This window comes from Methylorubrum rhodinum, assembly GCF_014199935.1.
Taxonomy (GTDB): domain Bacteria; phylum Pseudomonadota; class Alphaproteobacteria; order Rhizobiales; family Beijerinckiaceae; genus Methylobacterium; species Methylobacterium rhodinum.
The window spans coordinates 94,145-112,614 of record NZ_JACHOP010000011.1 but is presented as its reverse complement, the minus strand read 5'-3'; the positions used below and the strand labels follow the sequence as shown (position 1 = coordinate 112,614).

19 protein-coding genes are annotated in these 18,470 nt (G+C 71.5%); 12 read left to right on the top strand and 7 right to left on the bottom strand.

Annotated features, from left to right (window positions below):
* Window positions 1-21 precede the first annotated feature (21 nt).
* On the bottom strand, window positions 22-489 hold the full coding sequence (locus HNR00_RS14140) for a hypothetical protein (RefSeq protein WP_183570338.1): 468 nt from the start codon (window positions 487-489) through the stop codon (window positions 22-24).
* 333 nt (window positions 490-822) lie between these two features.
* Entirely contained in the window at window positions 823-1,794 is a 972-nt protein-coding gene (locus HNR00_RS14135) for an extensin-like domain-containing protein (protein WP_183570336.1), read from the bottom strand.
* Between the two features lie 134 nt (window positions 1,795-1,928).
* Between HNR00_RS14135 and HNR00_RS14130 the strand changes: the two genes are divergently transcribed.
* Both HNR00_RS14130 and chrA read left to right on the top strand, forming a co-directional pair.
* Entirely contained in the window at window positions 1,929-3,161 is a 1,233-nt protein-coding gene (locus tag HNR00_RS14130; RefSeq protein WP_183570334.1) for an amidase family protein, read from the top strand.
* A 5-nt stretch (window positions 3,162-3,166) separates the two neighbouring features.
* A complete protein-coding gene (chrA, locus tag HNR00_RS14125) occupies window positions 3,167-4,543 on the top strand; it encodes a chromate efflux transporter (RefSeq protein WP_183570332.1) in 1,377 nt (458 codons plus the stop codon).
* 12 nt (window positions 4,544-4,555) lie between these two features.
* On the opposite strand, the gene cobT is transcribed toward chrA, so the two are convergent.
* Window positions 4,556-5,578, bottom strand: coding sequence for a nicotinate-nucleotide--dimethylbenzimidazole phosphoribosyltransferase (gene cobT / locus HNR00_RS14120; RefSeq protein ID WP_183570330.1), 1,023 nt, complete (start codon window positions 5,576-5,578; stop codon window positions 4,556-4,558).
* Window positions 5,579-5,753: 175 nt separating this feature from the next.
* Between cobT and cobS the strand changes: the two genes are divergently transcribed.
* Genes cobS through HNR00_RS14105 form a run of 3 tightly spaced genes read left to right on the top strand, consistent with a single transcriptional unit; the run spans window position 5,754 to window position 7,524 of the window.
* Window positions 5,754-6,581, top strand: coding sequence for an adenosylcobinamide-GDP ribazoletransferase (gene cobS / locus HNR00_RS14115; RefSeq protein WP_183570328.1), 828 nt, complete (start codon window positions 5,754-5,756; stop codon window positions 6,579-6,581).
* A 41-nt stretch (window positions 6,582-6,622) separates the two neighbouring features.
* Window positions 6,623-6,835, top strand: coding sequence for a DUF1289 domain-containing protein (locus HNR00_RS14110; RefSeq protein WP_183570326.1), 213 nt, complete (start codon window positions 6,623-6,625; stop codon window positions 6,833-6,835).
* A complete protein-coding gene (locus tag HNR00_RS14105; protein WP_183570324.1) occupies window positions 6,832-7,524 on the top strand; it encodes a retropepsin-like aspartic protease family protein in 693 nt (230 codons plus the stop codon). The genes HNR00_RS14110 and HNR00_RS14105 overlap by 4 nt, the downstream gene beginning before the upstream one ends.
* An 85-nt stretch (window positions 7,525-7,609) precedes the next feature.
* Here the strand turns inward: HNR00_RS14105 and HNR00_RS14100 are convergent, their stop codons facing one another.
* On the bottom strand, window positions 7,610-8,395 hold the full coding sequence (locus HNR00_RS14100; protein ID WP_183570322.1) for a HugZ family pyridoxamine 5'-phosphate oxidase: 786 nt from the start codon (window positions 8,393-8,395) through the stop codon (window positions 7,610-7,612).
* A gap of 322 nt (window positions 8,396-8,717) precedes the next feature.
* Here HNR00_RS14100 and HNR00_RS14095 point away from each other — a divergent pair, with 322 nt between their 5' ends.
* The 5 genes from HNR00_RS14095 to HNR00_RS14075 all read left to right on the top strand — a co-directional run bounded on the left by HNR00_RS14095 (window position 8,718) and on the right by HNR00_RS14075 (window position 12,767).
* Entirely contained in the window at window positions 8,718-9,434 is a 717-nt protein-coding gene (locus HNR00_RS14095; protein WP_183570320.1) for a response regulator transcription factor, read from the top strand.
* A 32-nt stretch (window positions 9,435-9,466) separates the two neighbouring features.
* Window positions 9,467-11,335 carry a sensor histidine kinase gene (locus HNR00_RS14090; RefSeq protein WP_183570318.1) on the top strand — a complete coding sequence of 623 codons (1,869 nt, stop codon included), beginning with the start codon at window positions 9,467-9,469 and terminating at the stop codon, window positions 11,333-11,335.
* Window positions 11,332-11,832 (top strand): HPr kinase/phosphorylase, encoded by a 501-nt coding sequence (locus tag HNR00_RS14085; protein ID WP_183570316.1) that lies wholly within the window; start codon window positions 11,332-11,334, stop codon window positions 11,830-11,832. The genes HNR00_RS14090 and HNR00_RS14085 overlap by 4 nt, the downstream gene beginning before the upstream one ends.
* Before the next feature lie 124 nt (window positions 11,833-11,956).
* Entirely contained in the window at window positions 11,957-12,358 is a 402-nt protein-coding gene (locus HNR00_RS14080) for a PTS sugar transporter subunit IIA (RefSeq protein WP_183570314.1), read from the top strand.
* A gap of 85 nt (window positions 12,359-12,443) precedes the next feature.
* On the top strand, window positions 12,444-12,767 hold the full coding sequence (locus HNR00_RS14075) for an HPr family phosphocarrier protein (protein ID WP_183570312.1): 324 nt from the start codon (window positions 12,444-12,446) through the stop codon (window positions 12,765-12,767).
* A gap of 55 nt (window positions 12,768-12,822) precedes the next feature.
* Here the strand turns inward: HNR00_RS14075 and HNR00_RS14070 are convergent, their stop codons facing one another.
* A complete protein-coding gene (locus HNR00_RS14070) occupies window positions 12,823-13,938 on the bottom strand; it encodes a CobW family GTP-binding protein (RefSeq protein ID WP_183570310.1) in 1,116 nt (371 codons plus the stop codon).
* 233 nt (window positions 13,939-14,171) lie between these two features.
* On the bottom strand, window positions 14,172-15,653 hold the full coding sequence (locus tag HNR00_RS14065; RefSeq protein WP_183570308.1) for a D-alanyl-D-alanine carboxypeptidase family protein: 1,482 nt from the start codon (window positions 15,651-15,653) through the stop codon (window positions 14,172-14,174).
* 265 nt (window positions 15,654-15,918) lie between these two features.
* On the opposite strand from HNR00_RS14065, the gene queE reads away from it, so the two are divergent.
* On the top strand, window positions 15,919-16,551 hold the full coding sequence (gene queE / locus HNR00_RS14060; protein WP_183570306.1) for a 7-carboxy-7-deazaguanine synthase: 633 nt from the start codon (window positions 15,919-15,921) through the stop codon (window positions 16,549-16,551).
* Between the two features lie 3 nt (window positions 16,552-16,554).
* Here the strand turns inward: queE and HNR00_RS14055 are convergent, their stop codons facing one another.
* Window positions 16,555-17,619, bottom strand: coding sequence for an SDR family oxidoreductase (locus HNR00_RS14055; protein ID WP_183570304.1), 1,065 nt, complete (start codon window positions 17,617-17,619; stop codon window positions 16,555-16,557).
* Between the two features lie 494 nt (window positions 17,620-18,113).
* Between HNR00_RS14055 and queD the strand changes: the two genes are divergently transcribed.
* Window positions 18,114-18,470: a 6-carboxytetrahydropterin synthase QueD gene (gene queD / locus HNR00_RS14050; RefSeq protein ID WP_183570302.1), complete on the top strand. Its 357-nt coding sequence runs from the start codon at window positions 18,114-18,116 to the stop codon at window positions 18,468-18,470.

The following is an 18,470-nucleotide window of genomic DNA, read 5'->3' as shown; positions in this document are numbered from 1 at the left end:
GCCGCCCCTTCGGCTTTTCCGTCAGGGCCGGGCCATCCGGCAGGCGGTGGCGTAGGCGTAGGCGAGGTTGCGGTCGAGGCCGTGCACGCAGAAATCGACGCCCCAGGTCGCGCCGATGATGCCGAGACTCTCGCGCACCGAGTAATCCACCTTGCGGCGCACCCCGTCCGAGGTGGTGGCGACCGCCGAGCAGTAGCGGCGCGGGATGAAGTCGACGCCGTAGGGCCGCCACGCCGTACGCTCGATCCGCTCGTAGGAGAGGATCGTCAGCGACGAGTTCCAGAACTTCGCCTCCTTCTCGGCGAACTGGGTCGAGACTTTCTCCAGCACGTCCGTGTCCTGGCAGCCGGGGATGTCGGCGTCGTAGGGAAAGGTCTGCTCCTCGGCCGGCGAGATTTCTTCGCGGCCGGAGCGGGCGAAGGCCGGGTGCACGGCCGAGACCGTGACGAGGCCGAGCGCCAGGACGGCGAGGGGAAGGTTCGGGCGCATGCCGCTCAGATCCGCCTGTTGAGAATGGCGGAAGACGATGCCGGGCGGCCGCCTCAAGTCAAGCTTGCGCCGGGCGGGGGCGGTCGTTTTGGCGGCGGCTGGGGTATCGGGGGCACACCAAGGGAATATCTGAAACCGATTGCGCGGACGTGCCCCCACCCATCCCCCTCATGCTGAGGTGCCCGCCCCGGCGGGCCTCGAAGGAAGGCTCCGGCGGAGCGCGATCCGTGGGACGCCCTCCTTCGAGGGCGACGCTTCGCGCCGCCGCCTCAGGAGGAGGGGGAGGGATGGGATGCGGTGTCGTTGTTGGTGCTCCGAAGGGCATGAACAACCTCAATAAATCGGCTCGTCCGAAGGACCGTGCGCGGTGGTCGGCTCCGCGTCCTCCTCGGCGGCGGGCGCCGCGGCCACCCGGGGGCGCGGCGGCGGGGCGGCGGCGTAGGCCGCGGGGGCCGACGGGCTGGGGCTGCGGGCATAGCGGTTCCCGCCGCTCCGCGAGGAGGTCGGCGACAGGCCGTAAGGGTCGTCCTCCTCCATGTCGGCCGGCGCCTGGGGCGCGACCGGCTGGCGCGTGGGCGGGCGGGGCGTCGCCATCGGCCGGGGCGTGCCGTCGGCGGCGTACAATTGCGACTCGAACTTCAGCAGCGGCTTGCACACGCGCCGCAGGCCCCGCGGATCGTGCCGGGCGAGATCGACGTGGATGTGGTCGTAGTGGAACATGTCGGAGCCCGGCGCCAGCACCGTGGTGAAGCGGGCGCAGGCCCCGACGAAGACCTCGCGCAGGAACGCCTGCTCGGCCTCCGTGCCGCGCCAGCCGCCCTTGACGGTGATGACGTGGCCGTCGGCCAGCGTGAAGGACATGATGTCGACGGCGTTGCCGAAGGAATGCTCGGAGAGCTTGGCGCCGACCTGATTGTTGCGCCCGCGGCAGGAATAGGAGCCGGCGTTGACCTCGGCCACCGGCACGCCGAAATAGAGGTTCGCGGCGGGCTGGATCGTGTCGGCGAGCCACGCCTCGGCCTCGGCGAGCGCCGGGCAGGCCAGCGTCATCCGCTGCTTGAGCGCGACCGTGCCGTTGCCGAGCCGGGTCACCCGGAACGGCTGCTGCATGCCGCAGGGGCCGGGGCCTTCGATCTCGCGCGCCAGCGAGACGTAGGTCGTCGGCTGAACCAGCTTCCGGGCGATGCAAGCCTGCTCCGCCTGGTCGCGCCACGCCTCACGGCGCTCGAACCGGTTGATCGCGCAACCGGTGAGGCCCGCGCCGAACAGCGCCAGGGCCGAGAACGCAAACACTTTACGCCACATGAGGCCGACGATGCGGGCGAGTCCGTAAACGCGACGCTAACGATGCGGGCGGATGCGCCGTCCGCGTGTCTTCGGTGCATCGGGCCTGTGGAGCGGTGTTGACAGCGGCGGCACCCAAGCCTCACGCGGGAGCCATGATCTCGCTCGTCGATCTCCGCGCCCGCATCGAGGCGGGCCGCCTCGCGCCGGACGCCGCCATCGCCGAGGCGCGCGAAAGCCTCGCCGAGCGCGATAAAAGCCTCGGCGCGATCCTGCGCACCGCGCCGGAGGGGCCGGTCCCGGCGGAGGGACCGCTCGCCGGCATCGCGGTCGGCATCAAGGACATCATCGACACCGCCGACATGGCGACCGAGCACGGCTCGGGCATCTATGCCGGCTGGCGCCCGCGAGCCGATGCCGCGGTGGTGGCGCGGCTGCGCGCGCTCGGCGCCGTGCCGCTGGCCAAGACCGCGACCACCGCGTTCGCCGGGCTCGACCCGTGCGGGACGGTGAACCCGCACGATCCCGCCCACACGCCGGGCGGCTCGTCCTCGGGTTCGGCCGCCGCGGTCGCGGCCGGGCTGCTGCCGCTGGCGCTCGGCACCCAGACCGGCGGCTCGGTGATCCGCCCGGCGGCGTTCTGCGGCGTCGCGGCGATCAAGCCCTCGTTTCGGCTGATCCCGACGGTGGGGGTGAAGACCTTCTCCTGGGCGCTCGACACGGTCGGGCTCTTTGCCCGCGGCGTGCCCGACCTCGCCCGTGCGCTGGCGCTGATCGTCGATCGGCCGGCCATCGAGACCGCGGAGGCCGGTGCGCCGCGCCTCGCCCTCTGCCTCCAGGACTTCGCGGGCGCGGCCGACGCGGACGCCCTCGCCGCGCTGACCCGCGCCGCGCGGGCCGCCGAGCGGGCGGGCGCCACGGTCTTCGATCTGACGCTGCCCGAGTCCTTCGCCCGCGCCTGGGCCGCGCATCCGACCGTGCAGGATTTCGAGGCGCGTCAGGCCCTCGCCTGGGAAGTCGCGACGCACCGCGCCGCCCTGCCGCCGGTGCTGGGGCCGCAGCTCGACCGGGCGCAGGAGCTCACCGCCGCGCAGTACGACGCGGCCCGCCGCGATGCCCACCGGGCGCGGCGCCAGCTGAAAGACATGTTTTCGGAGTTTGACGCGATTCTGACCGTGTCCGCCGTCGGCCGTGCGCCTTCCATCGCCACCACCGGGGATGCCCGCTTCAACCGGCTCTGGACCCTCATGGGCGTGCCCTGCGTCACCGTCCCGGTGCCGGGCGATCGCCTGCCGCTCGGCGTGCAGATCATCGCCCGCTTCGGCGACGACGGGCGGGCGCTGGCGATCGCCGGGATGATCGAGGCGGCCTTGCGGGCGGAAGGCTGAGCCGTATGGATCGCGGCGGCCCGCCGGGCCACGGCGTCACGCTCTCCGAGGCCGCGCGCGTCTGGGCCCGGATCGCGCTCCTCAGCTTCGGCGGCCCGGCCGGGCAGATCGCGGTGATGCACCGCATCCTCGTCGACGAGAAGCGCTGGATCGGCGAGGCGCGCTTTCTCCATGCGCTCTCGTTCTGCACCCTGCTGCCCGGCCCCGAGGCGCAGCAACTCGCCACCTATATCGGCTGGCTGATGCACCGCACCGCGGGCGGGCTGATCGCGGGCGGATTGTTCGTGCTGCCCGGCCTCGTCTCGATCATGGGCCTGAGCCTGATCTACGCGGCCTTCGGCGGCGTCGGGATCGTCGGCGGCCTGTTCTTCGGCCTCAAATGCGCGGTGCTCGCCATCGTGCTCCAGGCGGTGGTGCGGGTGGGCGCCCGCGCCTTGCGCAACGACGCGATGCGGGCGATCGCGGCCGGCGCCTTCGCGGCCATCTTCTTGTTCGATGTGCCGTTCCCGCTGATCGTGCTGGCCGCCGGGCTGATCGGCTACCTCGGCACGCGCAGCGGCGCCGACAGCTTTCGCACCGGCGGTCACGGCGGAGCGGCCAATGGTCTGGCCGACGCCGACAGCCGGCTCGGCACCGGCGTGCCGGCCCATGCCCGGCCGAACCTGCGCCGCACGCTGACGTTCTCCGCCCTGTTCCTCGCGCTCTGGCTCGGGCCGGTGCTGGCGCTGGTGATCGGCCTCGGGCCGGACCACGTCTTCAGCGCCATCGCGGTGTTTTTTTCCAAGATGGCGGTCGTCACCTTCGGGGGCGCCTACGCGGTTTTGGCCTATGTCGCGCAGGCCGCGGTCGACACCTATGGCTGGCTCAAACCCGGCGAGATGCTCGACGGTCTGGGCTTGGCCGAGACGACGCCGGGCCCGCTCATCATGGTGACCCAGTTCGTCGGCTTCCTCGGCGCCTTCCGAGGCCAGAGCGGGCTCGATCCGTACGTGGCCGGCGTGCTGGGCGGGCTGCTCACCACCTGGGTGACCTTCCTGCCCTGCTTCCTCTGGATTTTTGCGGGTGCCCCCTACGTCGAGGCGCTGCGGGAGAACCGGGCCCTGTCGGGGGCGCTCGCGGCCATCACCGCGGCGGTGGTGGGGGTGATCCTCAACCTCGCGGTCTGGTTCGCCCTGCACCTGCTGTTTGCGGAGATCCGCAGCCTGCATCCGGGGCTCGGGCTGCGGCTCGACATCCCAGTCTGGACGAGCCTGCGCGGGCCGGCCCTGCTGCTGTCGGGGGCGGCGATCCTCGCCGTGTTCCGCTTCCGCGCGGGCGTGATCCCGACCCTGCTCGCGTCCTCCGCCGCGGGCGTCGGGCTGCACCTCGCCGGATGGGCGTGAGACGGCCGATTCTCAGTCCGCCTTGCCCGACACCCCCGCCTGCGCGAACGTCGCCATGTCGCGGTGGCAGGCGAGCGCGCCCTTGAGCAGGCCCATCGCCAGCGCCGCGCCGGAGGCCTCGCCGAGCCGCATGCCGAGCGAGAGCAGCGGGGTGAGCCCCAGCCGTTCCAGCACCTCCGCATGCGCGCCTTCCGCCGAGAGGTGGCCGGCCACGCAATGGTCCAGGGAGGACGAGTCGAGGGCGTGCAGCACGGCCGCCGCGGCGGTCGCGACGTAGCCGTCGAGCACCACCGGCACCCGCTGGAGGCGCGCGGCGAGGATCGCGCCGGCCATGGCGGCGATCTCGCGGCCGCCGAGGCGGGCCAGCACCTGCAGCGGATCGTCGAGATGGCCGGCATGGGTCGCGAGCGCGAGCCGCACCGCCTCCGCCTTGCGACTGAGCCCACCTTCGTCCACCCCCGTGCCGCGCCCGACCCAGTGGGCCGCATCGCCCCCGTAGAGCGCGGCGTAGATCGCCGCCGCCACCGTGGTGTTGCCGATGCCCATCTCGCCGATGGCGAGCCCGTCGGTGCCGGCGGCCACCGCCTCCATGCCGAAGGCCATGGTGGCCACGCACCCCTTCTCGTCGAGCGCCGGGCCCTCGCAGATGTCGCCGGTCGGCAGGTCGACGGCGAGGTCGAACACCCGGAAGCCGAGGCCGTAGGCGGCGCAGAGCTGGTTGATCGCCGCGCCGCCGGCGGCGAAGTTGTCGAGCATCTGCCGGTTGACCTCCGCCGGGAAGGCCGAGACGCCGCGCGCCGCCACCCCGTGGCTGCCGGCGAACACGCAGACCAGCGGCCGGTCGAGGCTCGGCTTGCCCTTGCCCTGCCACGCGGCGAGCCATTCCACGAGGGTCTCCAGCCGCCCGAGGGCGCCCGGCGGCTTGGTCAGCGTCGCGTCGCGGGCGCGGACCATCGCGACGGCGTCGGCGTCGGGGCCGGGCATGTCGGCGATCAGGCGGCGGATGTCGGCGAACGGCGCGGCGGGCTCGGTCATCGCGGGACCTCTCGAAAAATTCTTCGTGACGGGCGCCGCCTGCCGAAAAATGCGGCGGACAGGCGGGCCGGGACGCGTAGCGGGCGGGGGCTCGCCAGGGCTATAGAAGCGCGTGGGTCCGCGGTACAGGCGGCTCGGCGTCCCGGCGGCGGACGCCCGATCGAAGGGAGCCGGCATGGTGGAGCGCAGAGCCAGCGATCCCGGCCCGCCCTTTCCCGGCGCCGACTTCGTCTACGATCTCGCCGCCTGCCTGCGCTTCTTCACCCGCCTGCCGATCCCGGCCCTGCCCGACGAACCGGAGCCCTACGGCGTGCCGGATTTCCGCACCGTGCCGCGGATGCTTCCCCTCGCCGCGCTGCTGCTGGCCCTGCCCGCCGCCCTCGTGCTGGTCCTGGCCTGGGAGATCCGGCTCGGGCCGTTCGTGGCCGCGGCCCTGGCGCTCGCCGCGCTCGCCCTCGTCACCGGGGCGATGCACGAGGACGGTCTCGCCGACGTCGCCGACGGCTTCGGCGGCGGGCGGAGCGCCGAGCGCAGCCTGGAGATCATGCGCGACAGCCGCATCGGCGCCTTCGGCGGCACCGCCCTGTTTCTCGGGCTGGCGCTGCGGGCGGCGACGCTCGCCACCCTCCTCGACCGCTCCGGCGCGCTCGCGGCTTTGGCGCTCCTCTACGCGGCCTCCGTCTCGCGCAGCGCGGCCCTGATCCCGATCGCGTGGCTCGGCCCCGCCCGCCCCGGCGGCGCGGGCGCCGCGGTCGGCCGCCCGGACCGGACGACGCTTCTCGTCGTCGCCGGCCTCTGCCTCGCTCTCGCGCTGATCGGGGCGGGCTTCGGCCTGCCGCCGCTCGGCCTCGCCCTCGGCCTCGTCCTGGCGCCCTCCGTCGCCTTCGCGCTCTCGGCCTTGGCGCAGCAGAAAATCGGCGGCCAGACCGGCGACGTGGTCGGCGCCTGCCAGCAACTCGGCGAGATCGCGGTGCTGCTCGCGCTGGTGGCGACGACGGCGTAGGCCTTGATTCGCGAGGCCGCTCCGCCCCATCTGCCAGGGCCATGACCGCCCAGCCTATCCAAAAACCGTCCTCCCCCTGCACCAAGGTCTGCGTGCTCGATGCGCGCACCGGGCTGTGCGAGGGCTGCGGGCGCACTCGTGACGAGATCGGGCTGTGGGGCTCGCTTCCGGAGCCGCGGCGGCAGGCCATCATGGCGACGCTTCCCGAGCGGCTCGCCAAGGCCTATCCGGGCCGTGGGGCGCTCACGCGATGATGTGGGTCGGGCTCGCGATCCTCGGCATCGGCCTCGTCGTCCTGATCGCCAACCACGACGGCGGCCCCGTGATGGGGCTCGAATCCGATCAGCTCGCCGGCCTCGTCTCGCTCTCGGCGCTGCTGCTGCTCCTCACCGCCGGGCGTTGGCGCCATGCGCTGGCGATGCCGGGCGACACCCTTCGGGCGGCCTTGATCTGGCTCGGACTCGGGGCGCTGGCGGTCGGAGCCTATGCCTATCGCGACGACGCGCAGCGGGTGGGCGCGAACCTGATCGGGGCGCTGCGCCCCGGCACCGCCGTGGTCGGCCCCGGCGGCGAGGTGACGATCACCCGCCGCGCCGACGGCGACTTTTCGGTCCTTGCCGAGGTGAACGGCCGCGCCGAGCAGCGCTTCGCCTTCGACACGGGGGCGAGCAGCGTGGTGCTGACCGCCGAGAACGCCGCCGCGCTCGGCATCCGCCCGGCGGAGAGCGAATTCAACCTGCGCGTCTCCACCGCCAACGGCATCGCGATGACCGCACCGATCCGGCTCGACTCGGTCCGGGTCGGGCCGATCACCGAGCGCAACGTCGATGCGGTGGTGAGCCGGCCCGGCGCGCTCACCGGCAACCTGCTCGGCCAGAGCTTTCTGACGCGCCTGCCCTCCTATGAGGTGCGCGGCGACCGGCTGATCCTCAGGAGCCGGTAGCCTCCGAGCATCGGCCCGAAGGGCGGCCGCCGGCTTTCGGAAAAAGCCGATGCGGCACAAGAACCCGGCGCATCGACCTGAGAACTCAGGACGATGCGCCGGCCCGCGCCGCGTTCGCCATCGCGACCAGAGCCTTGCGAAGTGAGCCCATGTCGCGCACCGGCTCGGGATAGGGGACGCGGGCGGTGCGGTCGCCCGCCAGCAGGTCGAGCCCCTCCGGGTCGAGCCCGGTCAGCCGCCAGCCGGTGCCGGCCTCGCCGACGGAAGCCGCGTAGAGGGCGAGGGCGTCCGTATGGTCCTCGTTCATGTGATCGACCGCGCCGCGCTCGCCCGCGGTCACGGCTTCAGCGCCGGTCAGGTCGAGGAGGAGGTCGTCGCGCGTCAGCGTCGCGGCCTTGGCGAAGCCCCCGTTGAGATGGCCCGCCGAAGGGTCGAGGGCGAAGAAGCCGAAATCGGGGAAGTCGGCGTAGAGCTTGGCCTTCGGATGGCGGGCGAGAAACCGCTCGCGGATACGCGGCTCGTCGGTGCGGGCGGCGCGGCCCGTCACCGTCAGGCGCGGATGGGCCAGCGGGTCGCCCTTGCCGCCGACGGAGAACAGCAGCGAGCAGCGCGGGTCCCGGTCGAGGTTGCGCGTATGCGCCGAGAGCCGCGACATCAGCATCAGGGGCGTGCCGTCGTGGTCGGTCGCGATGGTGACGAGCGAGGCGAAGGGGGTGCCGTCGCCCGAATCGATCGTGGCGAGCGCACCCGCGCGCACGCCGCGCAGGAGTTGGCGGGCCAGCCCGATCGCGTCGAAGGGCGCCTGCGCCGCGGGCAACGGCTCGGCCGGGCCGCGCCGCTCTGGAATCGGCGGCGTCGCGTCGTCGTTCATGAAAAACTCCCTCTCGGACGACAAAGATCGTCTCGGACGCCGAGGATTGTCGGCCCCAGTTCGGGCCCGAGCATAGCCCGCAGCCGTCGCCCCGCACGAGGGCGGGAGGCGGCCCATCGGGTGCGGCATCCTGCCGGACGAGGCGGGCGGATGAACCGGCCTGTTACGGCCAAGCTTAGACAGCCGCTCGCTTTTTTCGAACGATGGTCGTAAAGGACGAGACCCACCGCGGGGCGTCGTCACCGCCCCGGCGGCGGGTGCAGGCCGCGCCGACGCGATCCTTCGGGAGAGCGGCGCCGCGCCGTCCAGTCAGGAATTCTGCATGCCGACCATCGCCCTCGTCGACGACGACCGCAACATCCTGACCTCCGTCTCGATCGCGCTGGAGACCGAGGGGTATCGCATCCAGACCTATACCGACGGCGCCTCGGCGCTCGACGGCCTGCGCCATTCCCCGCCCGATCTCGCGATCTTCGACATCAAGATGCCGCGCATGGACGGGATGGAGCTTCTCAGGCGCCTGCGGCAGAAATCAGACCTTCCGGTGATCTTCCTCACCTCGAAGGACGAGGAGATCGACGAGTTGTTCGGCCTGAAGATGGGCGCGGACGACTTCATCCATAAGCCGTTCTCGCAGCGCCTGCTGGTCGAGCGGGTCAAGGCGGTGCTGCGCCGCTTCGCCCCGAAGGACGCCACGCCGGGCGGGGCGGCGCGCAGCGAGGCGGACGCCGCCGCCCGCTCGCTGGAGCGCGGCCAGCTGATGATGGACCCCGAGCGCCACACCTGCACGTGGAAGGGCGAGCCGGTGACGCTGACCGTCACCGAGTTCCTGATCCTCCAGGCGCTGGCCCAGCGCCCCGGCGTCGTGAAGAGCCGCAACGCCCTGATGGACGCGGCCTACGACGATCAGGTCTATGTCGACGACCGCACCATCGACAGCCACATCAAGCGGCTGCGCAAGAAGTTCAAGGTGACCGACCAGAGCTTCGACATGATCGAGACGCTCTACGGCGTCGGCTACCGCTTCAAGGAAGGTTGAGACTCCGCACCAGCCCGAAGGCCGATCCGCGGATGCTCGCCCCCCTGTTCCCCTCTCCCGACCCGAAGGACGGCGCCCGCCGCGGCGGCGTCCGTGGCGCCTTGGCGCGGCTGCTCGAATCCATCGCGCGCCCGCCCCTAACCTGGCCGCGCGACCTGTGGAACGCGGTGGGCCAGCGCGCCTCTTCCAGCCTGACGCGCCGCATCGTGGTGCTCAACCTCGTCGGGCTGATCGTCCTGCTGTTCGGCTTCCTCTACCTGAACCAGTTCCGCCAGGGGCTGATCCAGGCCCGCGTGCAGAGCCTGCTGATCCAGGGCGACATCATCGCGGGCGCCATCGCGGCCCAGGCCTCGGTCGACACCGACACGATCCGGGTCGATCCCGACAAGCTGCTGCAGCAGCAGGCCGGCGAGGGCAAGGACATCGACGACGACCCGTCTTCGCTCGCCTTCTCGCTCAATCCGGAAAAAGTCGCGCCGCTTCTGCGACGCCTCGTGACGCCGACCGGCAACCGCGCCCGCGTCTACGACCGCGAGGGCAGCCTCCTGTTCGACACCCGCTCGCTGTTTCCCCGCGGCGAGATCGGCCGTCCGGACAATGCCGTGCGTCCGCCGAAGCCCAACGTGCTGGAGCGGATCTGGGACTTCGTCGGCACCCGCATCCTCGGCCTCGTGGTCAGCGAGCGGTCGAGCCAAGGGGATGTCGGCCAGGACGCCGGCCCGCAGGACGGGCGCGGCTTCCGCGAGGTCCAGGCGGCGCTCGCGGGCGCGCGCGGCACCATCGCCCGGCGCAACGAGCGCGGCGAGACCATCGTCTCGGTCGCCGTGCCGATCCAGCGCGCGGGATCGGTGCGCGGCGTCCTGATGGTCTCGACGCAAGGGGGCGACATCGACCGGGTCATCGCCTCCGAGCGGTTCGGCCTGCTGCAGGTCTTCCTCGTCGCCGCCGCCGTCATGCTGGTGCTGTCGATCCTGCTCGCGGGCGCCATCGCCGGCCCGGTCCGGCGTCTGGCCGACGCCGCCGAGCGGGTGCGCCGGGGCATCAAGTCGCGGCAGGAGATTCCCGACTTCACCAACCGCACCGACGAGATCGGCCATCTCTCGGGCGCGCTGCGCGACATGACCCAGGCGCTCTACCGCCGGCTCGACGCCATCGAGAGTTTTGCCGCCGACGTCAGCCACGAGCTGAAGAACCCGCTGACCAGCCTGCGCAGCGCGGTCGAGACCCTGCCGCTCGCCAAGACCGACGAGTCGCGCGGGCGGCTGATGCAGATCATCCAGCACGACGTGAAGCGCCTCGACCGGCTGATCTCCGACATCGCCGACGCCTCGCGCCTCGACGCCGAACTCGCCCGCGCCGAGGCGCGGCGCGTCGATCTCGGCAAGCTGCTCACCACCGTGACCTCGGTCGCCAACGAGCGGCGGCGCGCCAAGGCGGCGCTGATCCGGTTCGACATCGAGCGCCCGCCGGGCGACGTGGAGGACCCGTTCCGCATCATCGGCCACGACAGCCGGCTCGGTCAGGTGGTCAACAACCTGCTCGACAACGCCCGCTCGTTCTCGCCGCCCGGCGCCCAGGTGCGCGTCGCCCTGCGGCGTCTCAAGACCGAGGTCGAGTTCATCGTCGAGGACGAGGGGCCGGGCATCCCCGAGCACGCCCTGGAGCGCATCTTCGAGCGCTTCTACACCGACCGGCCCGAGCAGGGGTTCGGGCAGAATTCCGGGCTCGGCCTGTCGATCTCGCGCCAGATCATCCAGGCGCATCACGGCACGATCCGGGCCGAGAACCGCCCCGGCCCCGCCGACGAGGAGGGCCATCCGACCGTGCGCGGCGCCCGCTTCACCGTGCGCCTGCCGGTGGCGCCCCGCGCCGACCGCTTCGGCGACGACCTCGCGGCGTGAGCGACGACGGCGCATCGACCACCGTCCATGCGAGCTGCGTCCTCCTCGGCGAGGCTGGCGTCCTGGTGCGGGGGCCGCCGGGCTCGGGGAAATCCTCGCTGTGCCTCGCGCTGCTCGACCGCGCCGGGCTGGAGGGTCGCCACGCCCGCCTCGTCGGCGACGACCGCATCCGGCTGGAGGCCCATCACGGACGCCTCGTCGCCCGGCCGCATCCGACGCTCATGGGGCTGATCGAGATCCGCGGCCACGGCCTCCGGCGGCTCGTGGCCCATGCGGAGGCGACGGTCCTGCGCCTCGTGGTCGATCTCATCGAAACGGCCGAGCGCCTGCCGGCGGAGCGGCCCGCGACCGAGCGTCTCCTCGGGGTGGAGCTGCCGCGCCTCTCCCTTGCACCGGGTCAGCCGAGGGAATACCTGATTCGCGAGGCGCTCGATGCCAGCGTGGCCGTTCGGACGCACCCCGCCGCTCTCGTGCCCGGCGGGCCCTGCTCCGTGTAGCGCGGGTGTTGCCATCATGGCATGGTGGCGCATCGCATCGAGCAAATCGCCGCGATCGGGTTGCGCTTCACCTTGCGCTGCACAAGATGGCGTCTCCGCTCACAGGGCGTCGGAATACGCTTCGATGATTGGAATGGTGCTCGTCACCCACGGCCTGTTGGCGACCGAGTTCAAGGCCGCCCTGGAGCACGTCGTCGGCCCTCAGCGGCAGATCGAGACGATCACGATCGGCCCCGAGGACGACATGGAGCTGCGCCGCGGCGACATCATGAATGCGGTCTGCCGCGTCAACACCGGCGCGGGGGTGGTCGTGCTCACCGACATGTTCGGCGGCACGCCCTCGAATCTCGCGCTGTCGTGCATGAACGGCGGCGAGGTCGAGGTGGTCGCCGGGATCAACCTGCCGATGCTGATCAAGCTCGCCAGCGTGCGCGACGCCGAGAGCCTGGGCGACGCGGTGCTCCACGCCCAGGAGGCGGGGCGCAAGTACATCAACGTCGCCTCGCGGGTTCTTGCGGGCAAGTAGCCCGATTCCGCCCGTCCCGCGCCTTCCCTTCGCCCGAGAGCCGGCTTAACCACTCTCTCCCCATCCGGGAGGAGCGTGAAGCCCGATGAGCGAGAGCGTGGACGGCGAGATCGAGCCGGAGCCCGAGATTCCGGAGGGCGGGCTCTGCCGCATCCTGCCGATCATCAACCGCCGCGGCCTGCACGCCCGCGCCTCGGCCAAGTTCGTGCAGACGGTGGAGCGGTACGGGGCCGCCGTCACCGTGACCCGTGCGGGCGAGACGGTCGGGGGCCGCTCGATCATGGGCCTGCTGACGCTGGGCGCGGCCAAGGGCACCACCATCGCGGTCGTCGCGCTGGGCGACGACGCCGAAGCCGCCCTCGACGCGATCGAGGCGCTGCTCGCCGACAAATTCGGCGAAGACGAATGATTTCGGGTTTCGAAAGGGATCATCCCTTTCGCGGGTCAAGGGCAGAGCCCTTGGGTTAGCCCCCCGGGATCGCCAGCGGATTGTCCGTGAGCGCCGCCCGGTCCGGCGTGTCGATGGCGGGTTTACCCAGGAACGCATCCCAGATCCGGCGCACGAAGTCCGGGTCGAGGTCGTGGACGATCATCACCAGCCGCGAGCGCCGGTCGGCGTCGGGCCAGGCCGGCAGCGTCGTGGGCGCGTGGACGACGTGCTGCACGCCGTGCACCACGACCGGTCGCTCGGGATCGTCGGCCAATGCCACGAGGCCCTTCAGGCGCAGGAGTTTCGGCCCGTGCGCCGAGCGGACGAGATCGAGGAACATCTCGAAGGCCGGGCGCGGCACCGGCACGTCACTGGTGAGGTGGAAGGCGCGGATCGCGGCGTCGTGCCGGTTCACGTCGTGGGCATGACGATGCCCATGGCCGTGATGGTCATGACCATGATCGTGCCCGTGGTCATGCTCCGGCGCCGGCCCGAGCCACGCCCGCACGTCCTCGCCCTTGCCGTCGAGCCCGAACAGGCCGCCGAGCAGGCGCTCCGCCGGCCCCTCCGGCCCGTGGAGCGACGCGCCCGGATTGAGGGCGGCGAGCCGGGCCGCAAGCGCCTCGGGCGCCGCACTGGGCAGGTCGGATTTGGTCAGCACGAGATGGTCGGCCACCGCCGCCTGCCGCCGGGCCTCTTGGTGTGCGTCGAGGGTGTTCTGGCCGTTGACCGCGTCGATCACCGTGACGACGCCCTGGAGCTGGAAGCGCAGCGACAGGTAGGGGTGATAGATCAGCGCGTGTAGGATCGGGGCGGGGTCGGCCAGCCCCGTGGTCTCGATCACGACCCGGCGGAATGGATGGATCCGGCCGTTGTCGCGCCTTCGCAGCAGGTCTTCGAGCGTGTTGATGAGGTCGCCGCGCACGGTGCAGCACAGGCAGCCGGCGCCGAGGAGGATCATCCCGTCGTCGACCGTCTCGATCAGCAGGTGGTCGAGCCCGATCTCGCCGAACTCGTTGACGATCACCACCGTGTCGGCGAGCGCCGGATCGGTGAGCCACCGGTTGAGCAGGGTGGTCTTGCCGGCCCCGAGGAAGCCGGTGAGGACGGTGAGCGGGATCGGGGCCGGGAGGCGGGGGGCGGTGGACATCGGTCGGGCCGGTTTTAAGCGAGGGGCGATCGACACGGAGGTCTTGTCTCGTTGCCCAGTACGCAAGAGGCGCGTGTCCCCTCCCCCTTGCGGGGAGGGGTTCGGGGTGGGGGGCAGGATGGAGCGCCGAGCCTCATCCGGCACCACCCCCACCTCCTACCTCCTCCCCGCAAGGGGGAGGAGAGTGCCCGCATCGATGGAGGCGAGTGCTACTGAGCCGATGTTGACGACTCTTAAGCGTCGTCGTCCTTGCCCTTGGCCTTCTTCGCCGCCGGCTTGGCCTCGGTCTTCTTGGCGGCGGGCTTCGCTTCGGCCTTCTTCGCCGCCGGCTTCTCGGCGGGCTTGTGCGCCGGCTTCGGCGCTTCCGCAGCGGTGTAGGCGCTGGCAGCAGCCGGGACCTTGTCCTTGGCGGCGGGCTTCGGCGCGGTCACGGCGGCGGCCCGGGCCTTGGCGGCCTTTTCGGCGGCGGCCTGCTTGTTGGCCTCGGCCTTCGCGGCTTGAGCAGCCTTCTGGGCCGCCTTGGCTTCCTCGCGCTTCTGCCGGGCGGCCTCCAACTTGGCGGTGTGAGCGGCTTCCTTGGAGGCCTGGGCCTCCTGCTCGGCCTGAGCGAGCGCCGCGGCGCCCTCGGCCGGGCTGCGGCCGGTCCAGACGGCGACGGGCTGGAGCGGGGCGCGCGGGGGCAGGGCGCGCCCGCGGACATTGGCCGCGCTGAGCGCCGCGAAGGCGAGGTTCGAGGTGTCGGCGGTGGCCGAGCCGAACAGCTGCGTGGCGGTGGCGTCGGCGCCCGCGGTCAGCGCGCCCGGCCCCTCGTCGACGGGCAAGGGCTTGCGCTTGTCGCAGATGTAGGGCCGCAGGTCCGGCGGGCCGGCGAGGTTCGAGGGCGGCAGGGTCTCCAGCGTCTGCGCGGTCCAGCCCGCGGACTGGCCGAAGCCGTAATCGAACAGGTCGGCGGCCTTGATGTCGCGCTCGCGGGCGCTCGGCTGGCCCATCACCACGGTGATGATGCGCCGGCCCCCGCGGGTCGCGCTCGCCACCACGTTGAAGCCGCCCGAGCAGATGAAGCCGGTCTTCATCCCGTCGGCACCGGGATAGCGCCCGAGCAGGCCGTTGTGGTTGGCCATCACGGCCTTGCCGAACTGGATCGCCGAGATCGAGAAGAGCCCTTGCTGGTCGGGGAAGTCGCGCATCAGGGCACGCGCCAGGATCGCCATGTCGCGGGCGGTGGTCCATTGCCGCGGCTCGGGCAGGCCGTTGGGGTTGTACCAGCGGCTCTCGCGCATGCCGATCCGGTGCGCGGTCTCGTTCATCATGTCGGCGAAGCCCTCGACCGAGCCGCCGAGGCCTTCCGCGATCGTCCACGACACGTCGTTGGCCGACTTGACCATGATGATCTTGAGGGCGTTCTCCAGGGTGATCTGGGTGCCGGGCTTGAAGCCCATCTTCGAGGGCGGCTCGGCCGCGGCCTCGGGGGTGACGGTGAGCAGCGTGTCGAGGGAGACCTTGCCGCGGCGCGCCATGTCGAGGGCGACATAGGTCGTCATCAGCTTGGTGATGGAGGCCGGATACCAGGGATCGGTCGCGCCCTGGCTGTAGAGCACCTTGCCGGACTCGGCCTCGACCACGAGGATCGGCGTCGTCACCGCCGCCGCCGGGCCCGCGAGCGCGGCCAGAGCGGCGAGCGGTGCGATCAGGCGTCCCCAGACTCGGTTCACCATCGGGTTCATCTCGGGCAAGGGTGACGGGAAGGGTTTTTCGGAGAGGCGCCGGGCATCGCTCCGCCCGTCGGGCGGCGTCGATCGGGTCCGGCGCGAGGATTCACGGGATCATCAACGTGCCCTCCGTGGCGAGAGCATGGCAGAAACCGCCGGATTCCCAACGGATAAGCTTGCCCGCGGGCTCAAGCCCGCGGAATCGTGAGCGGCGTGACACGGTTCCATGCGCCCCTGTATGGGCAGGGCCGTCACTCAAGCGAAGTCGGCGATGTCCTACGCGGTCAAGGAACTGTTCCACACCCTCCAGGGCGAGGGCGCCCAGGCCGGGCGCGCGGCGGTGTTCTGCCGATTCGCCGGCTGCAATCTCTGGTCCGGCCGCGAGGAGGACCGGGCCGAAGCGGCCTGCACCTTCTGCGACACCGATTTCATCGGGATGGACGGCGAGGGCGGCGGACGTTTTTCCGATGCCGCGGCCCTGAGTGAGGCCATCGCGGCCACTTGGGAAGGCGGCGAAGCGAACCGCTACGTCGTCTTCACCGGCGGCGAGCCGCTGCTGCAACTCGACGCCGCGCTGATCGAGGCCGTCCACGCCCAAAACTTCGAAGTGGCGGTGGAGACCAACGGCACGCTGCCCGCCCCGCCCGGCATCGACTGGATCTGCGTGAGCCCGAAGGCCGGAAATGCGCTGGCGCAGACCTCGGGCCACGAACTCAAGCTCGTCTTCCCGCAAGCCGAGGCGCCGCCGGACAGATTCGCGGAGTTGCCCTTCCGCCACCGCTTCCTCCAGCCGATGGACGGACCCGACGCCGCCGCCAACACCGCCGCCGCGGTGGCCTATTGCCGGGCGGATGCGCGCTGGCGGTTGTCGCTCCAGACGCACAAGATCATCGGGATTCCTTGATAATCACGGGATGACGCGCGCGGCCCGCAGCCGCGCGAACAAGTCGAAGAACGCGTCGTCCGTCGCCTGATAGTCGAGGAAGCCGAGGCGGCGGCTCTTGCTCATGTCGGTCACCACCTCGATCGGCCGGCCGAGATCGGCGTCGGTGTGCCACGCCGAGGCGACGCGGGCGAGGTCGGGCTCGATCAGGCCGTGCCGGTCCGCGATCTCGGCCCAGAGCGGGCCGGCACCCGCCATCTGCGATTCCAGCGGGTTGGGCTCCCCATCGAAGGGCGCCGCCTCCAGGCCGAACCACGCCGCGAGCCGCCCCCACATCCAGCTCCAGCGGAAGACGTCGCCGTTGACGACGTTGAAGGCCTCGTTGCGAGCCTCGGGCGTCGTGGCCGCCCAGGTGAGATGCCGGGCGAGCAGCCGCGCGTCGGTCATGTCGGTGAGCCCGCTCCACTGCGCCGCCGAGCCGGGGAAGCGGAACGGCCGCCCGGTCTCGCGGCAGAGCGTGGCGTAGGCCGCCAGCGTCACGCCCATGTTCATGGCGTTGCCGAGCGCGTAGCCGATGATCGTGTGCGGGCGATGCACGCTCCAGCCGAACTTTTGCCGTTCCGCAGCGGCGAACACCTCGTCCTCTTGCGCGTAATAAAAGTTCTCGATGTCGAGCCGGCCCTGCTCCTCGCGGAAGGGCGTGGCCGGCAGCATGCCCTTCCCGTAGGCCTCGAAGGGTCCGAGATAGTGCTTGAGGCCCGTCACCAGGGCGACGTGGCGGACGGAGCCGGCGGGCCGCACCGCGTCGAGGAGGTTGCGCACCATCGCGGCGTTGACCCGGATGTTCTCGGCCTCCGTTTCCTGGCGCAGCCAGGTGGTGATGAAGACGTAGGCAGGCCGCAGCTCGGCCAGCGCCGCCCGCAGGCTCTCCGGATCGAGCAGGTCGGCCGCCACCGGCGCGACGCCATCGATGTCGGTGGGCGGACGCCGGGCGAGGCCGTGGACCGTGAAGCCCGTAGCTACGAGATGGCGGGCGAGGTTGTTGCCGACGATGCCGCTGACGCCAGCGATCAGTGCGGTTCCGCTCATGAGGGCTCCGGGCCTTCCAGCCGCTGCGCTTGACGTTTTTGGGGATTGGGCCCGCGGGCCTCGGAAGCTTCACGAACCGGTCAGTGCGTGTGCCGGTTCCTGAGGATCAGGCACGGACCAGAGGATATCGGCCTCGGGTTGCAGGGCCAACGACGCGATCTCGAACCTCCGCCGTCATTCCGGGGCGCCGAAGGCGAACCCGGAATCCACGGCTGGCCGCGACGGTTCGACTTCGGCCGAGCACCATGCATCACGGGTGGATTGCACGCCTTCGGCGCGCCCCTTCGGGGCCGGGTTCCGCTGCGCGGCCCCGGAATGACGGGCGAGGGTGAGAAGGGGCCCTGTCGCGGTATCGGTTTCTCCCTTTGCCCGATCTCGCTGCCTCGGCCTGACCCGGGCCCCGCGTGCATTCCGGCGGGTTCGGTGACATATCGGCCCATCAGAGCCCCACTCCCGCCAACCCGATGCCGGCCCATGGGCCGGCTGAGACGCCCATGAAGATCACCCAGGCCTTCACCTTCGAGGCGGCGCACCGCCTGCCCAACGTGCCCGTCACGCATCGCTGCCACCGCATGCACGGGCATTCCTACCGCGTCGAGCTGACGGTCTCGGGCGCAATCGACGCGACCACGGGCTGGGTCGTCGATTTCTACGACATCGAGAGCGCCTTCGCGCCCCTGCTGGAGCGGCTCGACCACCATTGCCTCAACGAGATCGAGGGGCTGGAGAACCCGACCGCCGAGCACATCGCGGCCTGGATCTGGCATCGGGCCAAGCCCGCGATCCCCGGCCTGTCGCGCGTGCGCGTGTTCGAGACGCCGCTCTCCTGGGCCGAATACGAGGGCGAATGA